The sequence below is a fragment of the Leucobacter sp. 1207-22 genome, from assembly GCF_052850455.1.
The window spans coordinates 283756-298294 of sequence record NZ_VXCR01000002.1; the positions used below are offsets into that span (position 1 = coordinate 283756).

General features: G+C 58.9%; 13 protein-coding genes. 2 read left to right on the top strand and 11 right to left on the bottom strand.

From position 1 onward, the window contains the following. Positions 1-10 precede the first annotated feature (10 nt). On the bottom strand, positions 11-862 hold the full coding sequence (gene ctaC / locus FW756_RS04485) for an aa3-type cytochrome oxidase subunit II (RefSeq protein ID WP_446428970.1): 852 nt from the start codon (positions 860-862) through the stop codon (positions 11-13). 161 nt (positions 863-1023) lie between these two features. Continuing rightward, positions 1024-1380, bottom strand: a complete 357-nt coding sequence (locus FW756_RS04490; RefSeq protein ID WP_446429211.1) for a HesB/IscA family protein — start codon at positions 1378-1380, stop codon at positions 1024-1026. Positions 1381-1468: 88 nt separating this feature from the next. Between FW756_RS04490 and FW756_RS04495 the strand changes: the two genes are divergently transcribed. Then, positions 1469-2125, top strand: coding sequence for a DUF3043 domain-containing protein (locus tag FW756_RS04495; protein WP_446428971.1), 657 nt, complete (start codon positions 1469-1471; stop codon positions 2123-2125). A 101-nt stretch (positions 2126-2226) separates the two neighbouring features. Here the strand turns inward: FW756_RS04495 and FW756_RS04500 are convergent, their stop codons facing one another. The 6 genes from FW756_RS04500 to FW756_RS04525 all read right to left on the bottom strand — a co-directional run bounded on the left by FW756_RS04500 (position 2227) and on the right by FW756_RS04525 (position 9280). After that, entirely contained in the window at positions 2227-3261 is a 1035-nt protein-coding gene (locus FW756_RS04500) for a quinone-dependent dihydroorotate dehydrogenase (protein WP_446429212.1), read from the bottom strand. Positions 3262-3274: 13 nt separating this feature from the next. Continuing rightward, entirely contained in the window at positions 3275-3757 is a 483-nt protein-coding gene (gene nrdR / locus FW756_RS04505; RefSeq protein WP_446428972.1) for a transcriptional regulator NrdR, read from the bottom strand. Continuing rightward, on the bottom strand, positions 3757-5067 hold the full coding sequence (gene hisD / locus FW756_RS04510) for a histidinol dehydrogenase (protein ID WP_446429213.1): 1311 nt from the start codon (positions 5065-5067) through the stop codon (positions 3757-3759). The genes nrdR and hisD overlap by 1 nt, the downstream gene beginning before the upstream one ends. 27 nt (positions 5068-5094) lie before the next feature. Continuing rightward, on the bottom strand, positions 5095-6672 hold the full coding sequence (locus FW756_RS04515; protein WP_446428973.1) for a class I SAM-dependent methyltransferase: 1578 nt from the start codon (positions 6670-6672) through the stop codon (positions 5095-5097). A gap of 77 nt (positions 6673-6749) precedes the next feature. Beyond that, entirely contained in the window at positions 6750-8234 is a 1485-nt protein-coding gene (locus FW756_RS04520; RefSeq protein ID WP_446428974.1) for an amino acid permease, read from the bottom strand. Positions 8235-8497: 263 nt separating this feature from the next. Then, a complete protein-coding gene (locus FW756_RS04525) occupies positions 8498-9280 on the bottom strand; it encodes an SDR family oxidoreductase (RefSeq protein WP_446428975.1) in 783 nt (260 codons plus the stop codon). A 156-nt stretch (positions 9281-9436) separates the two neighbouring features. Here FW756_RS04525 and FW756_RS04530 point away from each other — a divergent pair, with 156 nt between their 5' ends. Next, positions 9437-9802 carry an RNA polymerase-binding protein RbpA gene (locus FW756_RS04530; RefSeq protein WP_446428976.1) on the top strand — a complete coding sequence of 122 codons (366 nt, stop codon included), beginning with the start codon at positions 9437-9439 and terminating at the stop codon, positions 9800-9802. On the opposite strand, the gene lnt is transcribed toward FW756_RS04530, so the two are convergent. From lnt to tatC, 3 genes are read right to left on the bottom strand one after another with little or no spacing between them, the layout of a single operon-like run. Beyond that, complete coding sequence (gene lnt / locus FW756_RS04535) at positions 9759-11387, bottom strand: apolipoprotein N-acyltransferase (RefSeq protein ID WP_446428977.1); 1629 nt, start codon at positions 11385-11387, stop codon at positions 9759-9761. The genes FW756_RS04530 and lnt overlap by 44 nt on opposite strands. Beyond that, positions 11387-13681, bottom strand: a complete 2295-nt coding sequence (locus tag FW756_RS04540) for a DEAD/DEAH box helicase (protein WP_446428978.1) — start codon at positions 13679-13681, stop codon at positions 11387-11389. The genes lnt and FW756_RS04540 overlap by 1 nt, the downstream gene beginning before the upstream one ends. A gap of 2 nt (positions 13682-13683) precedes the next feature. Further along, entirely contained in the window at positions 13684-14517 is an 834-nt protein-coding gene (gene tatC, locus FW756_RS04545; protein WP_446428979.1) for a twin-arginine translocase subunit TatC, read from the bottom strand. Positions 14518-14539: the final 22 nt, after the last annotated feature.

Here is a 14539-nt window from a genome sequence, read left to right on the forward strand (position 1 = left end):
CTATCCCCTATTAGTCGTTCTGAGCCCTAGCGACGTCCTCGGGGAACGAAGCCTGGTTCGGGTTGTACTCATCGCCAACCAGACCGCGGTTCTCCGGGTTCGCCTTCAGGGTGTCGATGTACTGATCGTAATCTTCCTGTGAGACAACCTCGACCTGGAAGAGCATCATCGAGTGGTACTCGCCACAGAGCTCTGCACACTTACCCATGTAAGTGCCGATCTCAGTGGGCTCGAAGCTCATGTAGTTGGTCTGGCCAGGGATCATGTCCTTCTTGTAGAGGAACTCTACGATCCAGAAGGAGTGAATGACGTCACGGGTCTCAAGACGAATCTCAGTCTTCTGGTTTACCGGGAGGTAGAGAACCGGCATGGTCTCTTCGGTTGCTTCACCGGTCTCGTCGGTCTGCACCTGTACGCCCTGGAAGTGGACGTCGTCAGAGACATAGTTAAAGTCCCAAGCCCAACGCTTGCCATAAACTTCTACGACGTTGTCCGGGTTGTCGTACCGAGCTTCAATCTTTGCCATCTCCTGAGCGGTGAAGGCGAAGAATCCGAGAACAAGGAGAACCGGGACCACAGTGAAGAAGGTCTCGATCGGCATGTTGTAACGCAGCTGAACGGGGAGACCAGTCTGACCCTTGCGACGACGGTAAGCAATCGTCGCCCAGATGATGAGTGCCCAGGTGATAACGCCCACGATAAGGAGCACAATCCACGAGGTCACCCAGAGGCCAGTAATACCTTCGGTGTGGTTCGTCGCATTAGTGGATCCCTCGGGGAGGAATCCGCGCTGCTCTTCGGGCGTGCAGCCCGCGAGCACAAGTGCCGCGGACAGCGCCACAGGGGCCGCGACCCATTTCATTAGACGATTGGAACGCACCGCATACCTTTCGATATCTACTTCTCGTCCCCCATTTCGGGCAGACGAATCTGATGACTACCTGTTAGCTTAGCGCGAACCTGAACGTTCCCCGAACACGGATGCGCGGGTGTCGCGAACAGGAACGCGAAAAATCAACAGAATTAGCTAAAACTGTCGCCACAGGCACAGCTGCCCTCGGCGTTCGGATTGTCGATCGTGAAGCCCTGCTTTTCGATAGTGTCTTCGAACCCGATGGTTGCGCCGTTCAAATACGGAACGCTCATCATGTCCACTGCGACCTCGACACCTGAGAAGTCGACGATTGCATCGTTGTCGAGCGTGCGCTCGTCAAAGTAAAGCTGGTAGATGAGTCCCGAGCAGCCACCGGGCTGTACGGCAATTCGAAGGCGAAGGTCATCGCGACCCTCCTGAGCGAGCAAGCTGCGAACTTTCTCGCGCGCCGCATCGGTCAACGCAACGCCGTGTGCCTGGTCAACGGCACCCTCAGCAGTTTCCATTTCCATGGCTGCTCCTTTACGTCTTAATTTCTGCGAATTCGTATCGCAACAAGTCTACGCCTCCCAGAGCGAGAGGGTACGCTGTTAGTTGGCTCGTTTCCCGCTCGCGGATCCGCAGGGTACGGCCTCGACGCCAATTGGCCTCGGATTCGAAAGGAATGACGACGAAATAATGAGTCGCGCAGAGCAGCCACATGCCCAGGACTCCGGGCAGAGCTCCAATGAAGAAGCACACGGCAAGGGCCGCCCTACCCCCTCGCGTAAAGCTGCACAGGCAGCAAACGCCCGTCCGATCGTAGGCTCGAAAGACAAGGCGCAGCAGAAGGAACTGCGACGCGCCCAGCTCGCAGAGCGTGAACGCGCACGTGTTGGCATGATGCAGGGTGAGGAACGATTCCTTACCGCACGTGACCGTGGCCCGCAGCGACGCTACGTCCGCGACTATGTTGATGCTCGTTGGAGCATCGGCGAACTACTGATCCCGTTGATGTTGGTCGTCCTGGTCATGACCTTCATTCCCGGCATCGTTCAGGTGCTGAGCCTTGTGCTCATTTGGGCCTTCGTTGCGCTCGCAATTCTTGATGCCGTGATCCTTGGGTTCCTGCTCAAGAAGAAGCTCACCGCAAAGTTTGGTGCTGAGAACCTGCAGCGCGGCTACCGCTGGTACGGCGCCATGCGCGCAATGCAGTTCCGACCGCTGCGCGTCCCCAAGCCCCAGGTCAAGCGCGGCAACTACCCCGCATAACCTGCGCAACAGTACTGCCCCGGTGAGTAAAATACTCACCGGGGCAGTACTGTTTTGTCGAGTGCGGATCGCGCATGCGGATCCGCACCCGACACTTGGGGTTATGCAGCCTGTCGCCAACCGGCCTTTTTCAGCCCGCGGTTAATCGCGCGCGCCCAGAGTGGCCCCTCGTAGATGAACGCGGTAAATCCCTGTACGAGTGTCGCGCCGGCTTCAAGACGCTCGATGACATCAGCAGCGGTGGTCACACCACCGACCGCAATCACACAGAAGTCTGCGGGTGCGGTCTTGCGGATCCGCTTGAGCACCTCAAGAGAGCGATCCTTCAGCGGGGCACCTGACAGCCCACCAGCGCCGATAGCCTCAATCTCGGCGGGACTCACCGAGAGGCCCTCACGTGAAATCGTCGTGTTCGTCGCGATGATGCCGTCGAGCCCAAGACGTACGGCCAAGTCAACAATGCCATCGATTTGCTCATCACCCATGTCAGGTGCGATCTTCACGAGCAACGGGGTCTCCCCCGCAGCCTCACGCACTGCTGCAAGCAAGGGCTCGAGCAGATCGATCTCCTGCAGGCCGCGCAGTCCGGGCGTGTTGGGTGAACTGACATTGACCGCGAGATAGTCCGCGATGGGCGCAAGCCGCTCAGCACTCCACACATAGTCCGCAGTTGCGTCAGCGACCTCGGTCACCCGACTCTTGCCGATGTTCGCGCCAATGATGGGTCGGTTTCGACGCAAACGTGCCCGTTCGATGCGAGGTACAGCTGCTGCAGAACCGCCGTTGTTGAAACCCATCCGGTTGACGAGTCCGCGGTCTGCCACAAACCGGAACATACGCGGCTTTGGGTTTCCCGGCTGCGCATGCTTGGTGACGGTACCCACCTCAACGTGACCGAACCCAATCTCGCCAAGTCCCTGAATGCCTTCAGCGTTCTTATCGAAACCAGCCGCAAGCCCAAACGGGCTTGGGAAGGTCAGGCCCAGTGCCTGCACCTGGAGCGAGGAATCGGGAGCGCAGTAACGTCGCACCAGTCCACCAAGCAGCGGTGTCGCGCGAATGACGCGGAACGCCAGATGGTGTGCCACCTCTGGATCCATCGGCTTGAAAAAGATATTGAACAGTGCGGGGTACAGGCGCATGCCGGAATTACTCCTTGGTGGATTCTGAGCCGGAGCTCTTTGTCGTGACAGCTGAGCGCAAATCATCAATCGCGCTTTCAAAATCAGCGAGCGATTCGAACGCTTGATAGACGCTCGCAAAGCGAAGGTACGCGACCTCATCAAGCTCCCGAAGGTGCGGCAGGATTGCGAGCCCGATTTCATTCGCTTCAAACTGAGCGACACCAGACGAGCGCACCGATTCTTCGACGCGCTGCGCAAGCACAGCCAGATCCGCATCGGTGACTGGGCGACCCTGGCAGGCCTTTCGCACGCCGCTCACGACCTTTTCGCGACTGAAAGGTTCAACAACGCCTGAGCGCTTGATGACCGTCAAACTCGCTGTCTCGGTCGTGGTAAAACGGCGACCACACTCGGGGCACTGACGGCGACGACGGATCGACATGCCGTCATCGGCGGTGCGTGAATCGATCACGCGGGAATCAGGGTGGCGGCAGAACGGGCAATGCATCAGATCGCCTCTTCAAAACGTGCTGACACGGCCTCGCCGTGCGCGGGCAACCCTTCAGCGCCAGCGAGAGCAAGAAGCGGCGACTCAACCTCTGCGAGCGCGTTGCGATCATACGTAATGATCTGCTGCGGTCGCAGGAATGTGTGCGCTCCAAGACCTGACGCGAAACGCGCGGTACCGCCGGTTGGAAGCACGTGGTTGGAGCCAGCGAGGTAGTCCCCCAAGCTCACCGGAGTGTAGCTCCCGACGAAAATTGCTCCAGCATCGGTAATCTGCGCGAGGACCGCAGCATCATCACGGGTCTGAATCTCAAGGTGCTCGGGGCCGTACGCGTTACTCACGCGTGCTCCCATGTTCATATCATCGACGAGCACGATAGCTGACTGTGGGCCGTTCAGAGCAACCGCGACGCGTTCTGCATGACGTGTTTCTCCTGCACGTGCAGCAACCTCTGCGATGACACGTTGTGCGAAATCTTCAGAATCAGTCACAAGCACTGACGCCGCTGCCTCGTCGTGCTCAGCCTGACTAATCAGGTCGGCAGCAACAAAACGGGGATCCGCGCTCGAATCGGCAAGAACGAGGATCTCAGTGGTGCCGGCTTCAGAATCAATGCCGACAAGCCCGCTCACCACGCGCTTTGCAGCAGCAACAAATACATTTCCAGGGCCCGTCACCACGTCGACGGGCTGCAGGTCAATGCTGGACACACCATGCGCAAAAGCAGCGATCGCGCCAGCGCCACCGATCGCGTACACCTCAGTTACCCCACACAGTGCAGCAGCCCACAGCACTGCGGGGTGCGGAAGTCCGTTGTTGTCACGCTGCGCTGGTGACGCGAGTGCAAGCTCGGGCACACCCGCAGTCTGCGCAGAAACGGCGTTCATAATAACCGAAGACGGGTAAGCTGCTTTTCCGCCTGGCGCATAGAGTCCGACACGTGAGACCGGCTGCCAACGCTGCGTAATTGTTGCGCCATCAGCGATGCGAGTCACCTGTTCAGCGGGCACCTGTGCGGCTGAACCCTGACGCAGTCGAGTAATGAGTTCACGCAAGGCCGACTCGACCTCTGGTGGGCAGTCAGCAAGTGACTCCTGTACCGCAGCCGCCGGCACTCGAAGCAGGTGTCCTTCAACACCGTCGAAGTCGCGCGCTTGGTCGCGCAGTGCCCCTTCGCCGCGGTCAGCGACGTCTTGCACAAGGGGGCGTACTCGTTCTACCGCGACCTCTGCGCCGAGGGCAGCACGCGGGACGAGCTTGAGGAGGTCGGCACGGGTGAGCTCGCGCCCCCGCAGATCAATCGTTCTCATCACGTTTCCAGTCTACCCGGCAGGCAGTCATCCCTTGTTCGAGGGTGCAAGCATTCCCAGCCACGCAAGTTCGCGCGCCGCAGCCACGAGGGCTTCTGCTGCCGCGTCAGCGTCGACCTCAAGGATCGTTGCGAGCGCATCCGCAATCTGAGCCAGGCTCAGATCGCCGTCACACGCGCCGACCGCAGCAGCGATGAGCGGATCCGCGCTCACTCGACGTGCGAGCGGACGATCAATAGCGAGCGCGAGGGCGCGTGGCGACTCCTGACCGGGAGTGTGCTCTCGTTCTTCAACAACGTCACGCGAGCACAGCCAATGTGCAGCCAGCACTTCAGTGTCTGTCATCCGCTCGGCAAGCACACCGTTGGCAAATGCACTCGCAAGCAGCTCTCCGGTACGCGGACCACCATACGGCCCTGCGACCTGCTCAACATGCACGATGAGTTCCCGCGCAGGGGGCAGTTCTCGTCGAATGCGGATCGATCCTAGCCCGATTGCAGCGATCCGACGTCTGGCGAAATCGTCGAGCCAGCCAGCCATCAGTTGCTCAAATTCCGCTGACCCGGGGCGGGCTCCACCGTCGCGAGCCCACGTTTCCGCATACTGCGCTGGCTCAACACGATCGCGCTCGATCACCCATGCGGCAAGTGCCCCGTGGCTTGCATGAGCGCCTTCGATCCAGGTCTGCACACGTCCAAGTCCGTTCATCCCCCACGGCGATTCCCAGTTCGCGAGGCAGATCAGCGTTCCCCCAGGCATCAAGTGCGCCGGGCTTTCCCGCACGACACGCTCGGCAAGCGCGTCTCCCGTCATTCCGCCGTCGCGGTACTCGTAGATGGGTGCGGTTTCGTCGCGTGGCGTGATAACGAATGGCGGATTCGAGAGAACGAGTTCGAAGCACTCCCCCGCAACTGGCTCGAAGAGATCTCCCTGCCGGAATTCGATGTTCTCAATTTCGTTGAGACGCGCGTTCGCTCGGGCGATCATGAGTGCACGCGCTGAGATATCTGTTGCGACAACTGGGCCGCGCAGTGCGAGGTGCATGGCAACGATTCCGCAGCCAGTCCCCAAATCAAGGGCAGACGCGACGTCACCACTTGGCGCTTGCGAAATCAAAGAGCGGGTCGCACCACCGATACCCATAACGTGATCAGACCGCGCCGGACCGCGCCGGAGCTGATCGTCAAGGTCGGAGATGATGCGCCAATCACGCGGATCATCGCTGCGCGAGTCCTCAACCTGTACTGGGTTAAGTGAAAGCGCCGCACGTAGTCGTCGCGGGTGTGCGCTATCAACCGTCTCGCTGTCAGTCTCTGTCAGCAATCCGAGTTCTACTGCTCCTGCAACCGTGAGCTTTGGGAAGGCGTGATCGAGACGAGCCAGTTCAACTGTCTGACCGAGCAAGAATACTTCAATGAGCGTACTCAGCGAGGTGTGCTCCCCCGCAGTTGCAGCACGCTCAGCCAACACCCGAAGCGCTGGGGCGAACACTCCGCGTTGACGCGCGGCGTCTGCGGCGACGCCGAGCTCGTTCATGACGGCTTCTGCCCAGTAGTCCGCGCTATCAAGGTCCTGTCGCAGCTGATCGATAAGGTCACACTTCACCTTGCAAGAATACGGCGTGGAACCCGGGAACGACGAACGCCCCTGCGGCAATCCGGGGCGTTCGTCGTTCGCAGGTGTTAGCGCTCAGTCACCGAGCTTGTCGCCTGCGTCGTGACGATGGTCTGCAGACCAGGTCCCGCGATACGACGCTTTGCGAGATTCTTTCGCACGAGTGGCCAGAAAATCACCAGCACGAGCGTCGCTGCGAGGCTCGTAAACACCTGGGTGCGACCACTCTCTGTGGTCATCATCACAACGACAATGGCGGCAATGGCCGCGATCAACAGGATGTTGAGCCAGGGGTGCAGCCACACCTTGATCTTGAGTTTGCCCACCTCGTCTGGGCTCATCTGTTGGCGCAGCCGCATCTGCGTCAGCGCAATGAGTACGTAAACGAAGAGGGCGACGAGACCTGCCGAATTCATGATGAACTCAAAGACGCCTGAGTCAGGTGCGAAGAAGTTCACCAGCGTGGCAATAATGCCGCCAATGGTCGATGCGATGAGCGCGAAAACCGGTACACCGCGACGATTCTTTCGCGCGATTACCTTTGGTGCATAGCCCTGCTCAGCGAGCGCTGCGAACATACGAGATGCCGAGTACAGGCCAGAGTTCAGCACCGAGATCACCGCGGTGAAAATGATGAGCTGCATAATCTCAGTCGCAAAGGGCAGACCGAAGCGTTCGAATACGAGTGTGAATGGCGCATTCGCAACACTTGTCGGTGCCGGCAGCTCATTCCAGGGAATCACCATCGTGACGATGAGGACACCGCCAACAAAGAACAGCAAGATTCGCCAAATGACCGTGCTTGTGGCTTGGCGAATTCCCTTCCCAGGATCCTCGGATTCAGCGGCCGCCATGACCGCAATCTCTGTTCCAAAGTACGAGAAGATGACGAGTGAAACTCCCGTGAGCGCGATGCCAATCCCGTTCGGAGCGAAACCGCCATGCTCCCACAGGTTCGGTACGGAGAAGTGTGACTCCGGCCAGAGGCCAAGCACGAAGAGTACGCCAGCGCCGAGGAAGACAACGATCGCGATGACCTTGATGCTGGCGAGCCAGAACTCAACCTCACCAAACGCACGTACTGACACCATGTTCACGCCAATAAACAGGACCAGCATGCCGATGCCCCATGCCCATGACGGAAGTACCGGGAACCACGTGTGCAGAGTTTCTCCACTGAGCACGGCTTCATAGGCGAGCACGCCAACCCAGAAGTACCAGTACAGCCAGCCGACAAGATAGGCTGCCCAACCACCAAGCCCGACACGGGCATATTCCATGAATGAGCCAGTCGCAGGTCTGGCGGCGGCCATTTCACCCAGCATGCGCATTGCCAGGAACACCAGCAGGCCACCAATAAGGTACGAGATGATCGCGGCTGGTCCGACGCTACGGATCACATTGCCTGAACCAACAAACAAGGCGGCGCCAATGATGCCGCCAAGCGTAATCATGGTGACGTGTCGCGGTCGGAGTTTTGGTTGACTGCTGACCACCTGACCGGCTGAGGTTGCCGGCGAGACTGGCTTGTCGTAGCGAGATTCACTCTGCATGTTTCGCCCTTGAAATATCGAGACTGTGCGACAGTCGCCACACAGCTCTACAAGCCAGATGGCAACGTTGCCAGGGCCGAAGTGGCCCGTTTCCAGTAGTCTCGCGGATCAGTGCTCGCAACGCGTTTGCAGTTCTGCACAGTGATGCGCGCTTCCCCTGTGCAAACCCGCCGTGTGAGAATTTGACAGCGCTCCACACACAAACAAAAAGCGGCGGCCGCTTCCCACAGGAAGCAACCGCCGCTCTCGCTTAGCGAGCCGAATCAGCCCTCGCCATTGAAACTTGCGGTGTCACCAACGAGGCGAGTGTTATCTGCAGGAACGGGATCAACTGCGGCCCGTGCTACCTCGGCAGCAAACTCAGCCACGTTGTAGAGCTTGCCAGCCTGCTCACGACGCTCTTCAATCGCACCGGGGTTCAGACGATTCAGCAGCGTTGCCGTAACGGTGCCCTCGATCATGTCGCCTGAGACGACGACGAACCCAATCCCACGTGCCTCAAGCTCGGGGATTCGCGCACGCAACGCGTCTTCGCCTGCACGCTTCGACTCTGCAACTGGAACATATTCCGGCATCGTCGGTGTCGTACGGATGAAGTGGGCCTGATGGCTTGTGACGAACACGACGCGCGCTCCATCACTGAGCAGTGGCAGGGCGGCATCGAGCACACGCAGCTGCGCGTCACGGTTGAGCTGGAGGGCGTAATCCTCCGCCATCCCGCTTTCCATACCACCCGAAGCGTTCAAGACCAAGATGTCGAGACCGCCAAGTTCTTCCTTCACCGCGGCCATCATGCCGTTTACAGAGTCAGAATCAGTGAGATCTGCGCCTTGTACAAGCGCACGAACACCGAGCTCCTGCAGCTGTGCAGCGAGCTTCTCGGCGCGAGGAGCCTTGTTGCGGAAGTTCACGACAACGTCCGCACCTGCTTCTGCAAAGTAACGGATCGTGTCTGCACCAACGCCACGGGATGACCCCGTGACCAGTGCACGACGGCCAGCGAGGCTGCCCGACTCAAGAACGGTGGGCTGAGCGGATTCAGTCATCTGCGATGCTCCTTCGAGAACTGTGCATACGTACTCGCCTAGCGTAGTGGAAGAAACATTCCCACTACCGCCGCGACGCGATGACCGATAGCCTGCACGTAGGTGGGCGACGATGAAGAAGCCAGGAGGAGTCGCCCTCGACATGGAGGTCCAAAGATGGCCGATCGTACACTGCGCGGAGCACGTATTGGCGCGACAAGTATGCAGAATGAGCAGGGCGTAGAACTCGCCCCACGCAAAACTGTTGAATACCTCACAGACAAGGGCGCCCGATTCAAGGTCGTCTTTGATGCAGACGCAGAGCCTCCTGCTGAATGGATCGATCAGCGAAGCGGCGAACTCGGGTTCCTCGACGACGAAGCTGGCCAAGCGGCACGCGCAGAGTTTGAAGGCAAGGAATCCACACAGCGCACACCGTGGGACATGCTCATCGAACGGCGCACCCGCGAAGAACTTGAGGAAGTTCTCGAGGAACGGCTCAAGATTTTGCGCGCTCGCCGCGGTTCACGTAAGAAGCAATAGCCCCAACCGCGAACCCAACGACACCAATCAGCATCCAGCCAGCCGCAAACCACGGCCCAAGCAGGATGCCTGGCGTTGTTCCCTCAACGAGCGGAACTTCAGCCACCATCGCGTCGCGCGTGAACGGCGTGAGCGCGGCTATCGACGTGCCATCTGGCATGACGATAGCGCTCGTCCCAACCGTAGAGATGTTTACCAGTGCGCGACCGCTCTCGATTGCGCGTAATCGTGCAATCGAGAGCTGCTGCGCACTTTGGTCAGTGTGACCAAAGTCTGCGTTATTTGTCGGCCCAAGAATGAGCTGGGCCTCGTCTGCATTCATGACCCGAGCTTGGTCGTCGATCACCATGTCAAAACAGATCGCGGCGCCAAGCTGAACGACGCCCCGCGTGGTTTCTGCCTGTAGCACAGGCGAACGCTCTCCGGGCGTGTATTCAAGTTGCACGAGATCAACGAGATCTGGAGCGAGCATTCGGAAGAACTCTCGATTTGGCATGTATTCGGCGAAGGGCACCGGAAAACGCTTGTCATAGCGCTCGTCTGTCACGCCAAAGCGATCCACAACGACGACGCTGTTCGAGTACACCCCGTCTGGCGACTCCGGTGTGAAGTCCTGCAGGATTGTTCCGACAACGATTGGGGCATTTGCACGAGCAGACAACTGCGCAACCTCAATCTCACGAAGGGGTTTGCCTGGCAAATCAAACTCTGCGGAATTCTCAGGCCACACGATGAGATCTACCGATTCATTGCGAGACTCGAGCTCTGCGAGTAGTTCTTCCGTTCCAGTAACGTGATCCCGAAAAACCGCACCAGCCTCACGATTGTCAAAAATGGCTGCCTTCGCGTTGCCCTGCACCGCGGCAACCCGCAACGTACTTGTCGTTGGCAGGTGAAACGGCGGAAGGAACGTCGCAGCGATCACCACAATGGTCATCGCGGAAATCGCAGTAACACGGTGCCGTGATGAGATCCGAATCTCTGAGTTTCTCGGCCAAACGACCGCAACGACTGCGGCAGCAACGAGCACAATAAGTGCGCTCATGCCTGCAAATCCAACCCACGAGACCAGGCTGTTCCAGGGCGACTCGGCAAATGGGAACAACGCGCGGCCCCAAGCAAAACCACCATAGGGGAGGGTGATCTGCCCCTGCTCTCGCAGCACCCATAATCCCGCAACGGTGATTGCCTGTGCAGGCGCGAGCCAAGTGACGAATCCTGGGCGTAACTCCGCAAGCCGCGCAAGACCACGGGTTGCAAGCGCAACCACAAAACCGAGCAACACCATCCAAACGGTCATCACACCAGCAAGCCCGATCCAAGGCAGCGGCCCGAGGTACAGCGTGAGCCATGAGATATGCAGAAACCAGTAGGAGGCACCTCCTACGAGGCCTGCAAGCAGAGCTACCCCGACGCGCTGTTGCCACCACGAAGCCAGCATGAGCGCGATTCCAGGGAGTGCAAGGGGCCAGGCAGCCACACTCGGGCTTGCAAGGTCAAACAACACCCCACCGAGAGCGGCAGCCGGCAGCGAAATGTACCAAGCTAGTCGCGTTGGCTGGCCTGCAGCACGCTGAAAGACCATCAACTTGTACTCGAAGCCGCGACAATTCCACGCTTTACCAGGCGCTTCGCGTCACGTGCGCGATTGGACAGCTCAGCGAGTGATTCTGGCGCGCCTGTAAACTGCGCGGCGTGCGAACAGGCTTGCGCAACCTGGTCGAGGAGATCGATGGTCTGCTTCGACCAGCGCACAAAATCGCCAGCTCCGATGCCGCTCTGCTCGAGCACGTGCTCAAACGTCGCCCCGCCTGCCCAGTTGTGCATCGCCATCGCGAGACCCGCGTGCGGCATCGTCGTCTGCGGCAGCCGATATCGCTCTGCAAGGTCGTCGAGATACACCCACTCATCCAGTACACGATCAAGTACCGCGTGGAATGATCCGCCAGGAAGTCGAGGTGAATCTTCGTCATCGCGCCGAGGCTCATAACTGAGTGTGCAGCACATTGCTGCGAGCCCCGCAGCGTCGAGCGGATCAAAGAGACCAGATCGGATGCACTGTGCGACGAGGAGATCACGCTCTCCGTAAATGCGGCGAAGCATTTCGCCCCAGCCGGTAACGACAATCTCAGACTTGCCGTTCTCCCGCACCTTCTCTAGGTAGTCGAGCTCGAGTAACTCATCAACCACTCTGCCGAACGTTCTGGCGATTGTTCCGGTCTTGTTCGTGACTTGCCTTCGCCCGCGCTCGATCTTGCGGCGAAGCTTGCGCGCGCGATCTTCCCAGCGCTTTTTATCGGAGCCCTGTGCCTTCTCAGCCGCACGCTCGTAGCCAGCGAGCGAACGCTGCTCAGCTTGGAGGTCTCGTGCTTGATCAACGACAGCACGGTCGGCCTGAAACTGTGCGAAAGACAATTCGAGGGTGTCTTGTGCCTGTTCAACCGTCAGACGATCGAGAAGGTTTACCGCCATATTTGGCGTCGGCCTGAAACTCGATTTGACCGGGAATGATCGAGCTCCAGCGAGCTGGGAAAGATCTTCGACGTTCAACCCGTCTTGCCAGACCACGACCGCGTGACCCTCAACGTCGATACCGCGTCGTCCCGCACGACCAGTGAGCTGCGTAAACTCTCCCGAGGTGAGCGGGACTCGCTGCTCGCCGTTGAATTTGTCGAGGCGCTCAATTGCGACCGCTCTGGCAGGCATGTTGATGCCAAGGGCAAGCGTTTCTGTCGCGAAGACGATCTTGACGAGGCGTCGCTGGAACAACTCCTCCACCGCAGACTTAAATGCTGGAAGCAAGCCTGCGTGATGCGCTGCAATTCCACGCTCAAGACCGGCAATCCATTCGCGAACACCAAGCACCCGACGATCCTCTGCAGAAAGGTCATGGACGACTCGATCTGCCACCTTGCGAATCTCGCTCCGCTCTTCACGGGTGGTGAGGCTCATCCCTTCGAACAGGCACTGTTTGACCGCCTGGTCACACCCGTTACGGCTAAAGATGAAGACGATCGCAGGAAGCAACCGTGCCTCTTCGAGTGAGCGAGCAATGTCGGCACGTGAGATTCTACGGGAACGACGCACAGGGGCCCGGCCACGGGACCGCTCACGTTCGCGACGATCCCGTCCATTTCTTCCACCACTACTCGGACGTGGACTCCCGGCCAGCTGTCGAAGCTCCGGGTTCACACGCCCTCCGGTCGTCGTCTCCCCCTCCTTGTTCACGAACAACGGCAGAAGCTCGCGCGACGTGAGCACGTGCTGGTAGAGAGGAACGGGCCGATGCTCTGACAGAATCACGTCAGTGTCACCACGTACCGCGTGCATCCAATCACCGAATTCTTCAGCGTTCGATACGGTCGCGGACAAAGATACCAAGCGTGTTTCAGGCGGCAAATGCAGAATGATTTCTTCCCAAACTGCGCCACGGAACCTATCGCCGAGGTAATGCACCTCGTCAAGGACGACGAAGCCAAGCCCGTCAAGTCCAGCAGACTCCGCGTAAATCATGTTGCGAAGCACCTCGGTCGTCATGACCACGATGGGCGCATCGCCGCGGAGATTCACATCACCGGTAAGAAGACCAACCTCGTCTTCACCATAGGTTTCGCACAACTCGTGAAACTTCTGATTCGAGAGGGCCTTAATGGGTGCGGTGTAGAAGATCCGCTGGTCCCGCTCGCGCCGAGCAAGATACACCGCGAACTCGGCCACCGTCGTCTTACCAGAGCCAGTCGGGGCGGCAACAAGCACGCTCTTGCCGTCTTCGAGCCGTTCACAGGCAGTCCGCTGAAACCGATCCAGCGGATACGCAAGGCGCGATTCAAAGTGATCAAGGGCTGGATGCGTGGTCATCTCAGAACCGGCCTCGGTCATAACTACTTGGACTCCTCAGGGGTTTCGGAGACGTCACCGACGCCATCCAAGTCGTACTCAGCAAACTCTTTTGCACGACGTTTGTCGACACGTCGGTCATGCAGGATCGCGACGCCTGTCGCGAGGAAGAACAGCACGGTGATTGGCACTGCGAGAAGGAACATGCTCATCAAGTCCGCTGCGGGAGTTGTGATCGCCGCGAACAAGATGATGATGAGAACTGCGATACGCCAACTCTTCAGGATCGACTTGCCGCGAACGACACCAAGGAAGTTCAACAGCACCAGCAAGACTGGCATGACGAAACCGACCCCAACTGCAAGCAGCAGTTTCACCGTGAACTCAAGATAGGTTCGCGCGTTGATAAAGAAGGCGTCCTCAGTCGGCTGGAACGTCGACATCAGTCGAACGATGTTCGGCAAGACCATCCATCCGGCATAGATGCCCGCGAGGAAAAGTGGGACAGCAGTTCCCAAGAAGCCAACACCATAGAATTTCTCACGGCGGGTGAGACCGGGGGCAAGGAAGGCCCAAACCTGGTAGAGCCACACCGGAGACGCAATAATGACGGCGATGAAGAGAGCGATCTGCACCTTCGTGTCGAAACCACTCGTCACGTCGGTGTACTGAATCAACGCTGTACGGCCGTCGACCTTCAGGTCCTCGATTGGTTTTCGCAGCATCATCCAGACCCAGTCTGAAAAGATCCAGCCTGCAACGAGACCCACCGCAATTGCGATCGCGGAAATGATCAAGCGGTTACGCAGCTCAACGAGGTGCGCACCAAGACTCATCCGCCCGATCTTGCGTTGCGGATTCTTCGCCTCTTTTGCCATGATTCTCAGCTTATCCCAGCTC

Bases quoted from the DNA above. Each gene is read 5' to 3' on its own strand.
- ctaC (WP_446428970.1), bottom strand. From the start codon at position 862: ATGAAATGGGTCGCGGCCCCTGTGGCGCTGTCCGCGGCACTTGTGCTC.
- FW756_RS04490 (WP_446429211.1), bottom strand. From the start codon at position 1,380: ATGGAAACTGCTGAGGGTGCCGTTGACCAGGCACACGGCGTTGCGTTG.
- nrdR (WP_446428972.1), bottom strand. From the start codon at position 3,757: ATGCATTGCCCGTTCTGCCGCCACCCTGATTCCCGCGTGATCGATTCA.
- hisD (WP_446429213.1), bottom strand. From the start codon at position 5,067: ATGAGAACGATTGATCTGCGGGGGCGCGAGCTCACCCGTGCCGACCTC.
- FW756_RS04520 (WP_446428974.1), bottom strand. From the start codon at position 8,234: ATGCAGAGTGAATCTCGCTACGACAAGCCAGTCTCGCCGGCAACCTCA.
- FW756_RS04525 (WP_446428975.1), bottom strand. From the start codon at position 9,280: ATGACTGAATCCGCTCAGCCCACCGTTCTTGAGTCGGGCAGCCTCGCT.
- FW756_RS04530 (WP_446428976.1), top strand. From the start codon at position 9,437: ATGGCCGATCGTACACTGCGCGGAGCACGTATTGGCGCGACAAGTATG.
- lnt (WP_446428977.1), bottom strand. From the start codon at position 11,387: ATGGTCTTTCAGCGTGCTGCAGGCCAGCCAACGCGACTAGCTTGGTAC.
- FW756_RS04540 (WP_446428978.1), bottom strand. From the start codon at position 13,681: ATGACCGAGGCCGGTTCTGAGATGACCACGCATCCAGCCCTTGATCAC.
- tatC (WP_446428979.1), bottom strand. From the start codon at position 14,517: ATGGCAAAAGAGGCGAAGAATCCGCAACGCAAGATCGGGCGGATGAGT.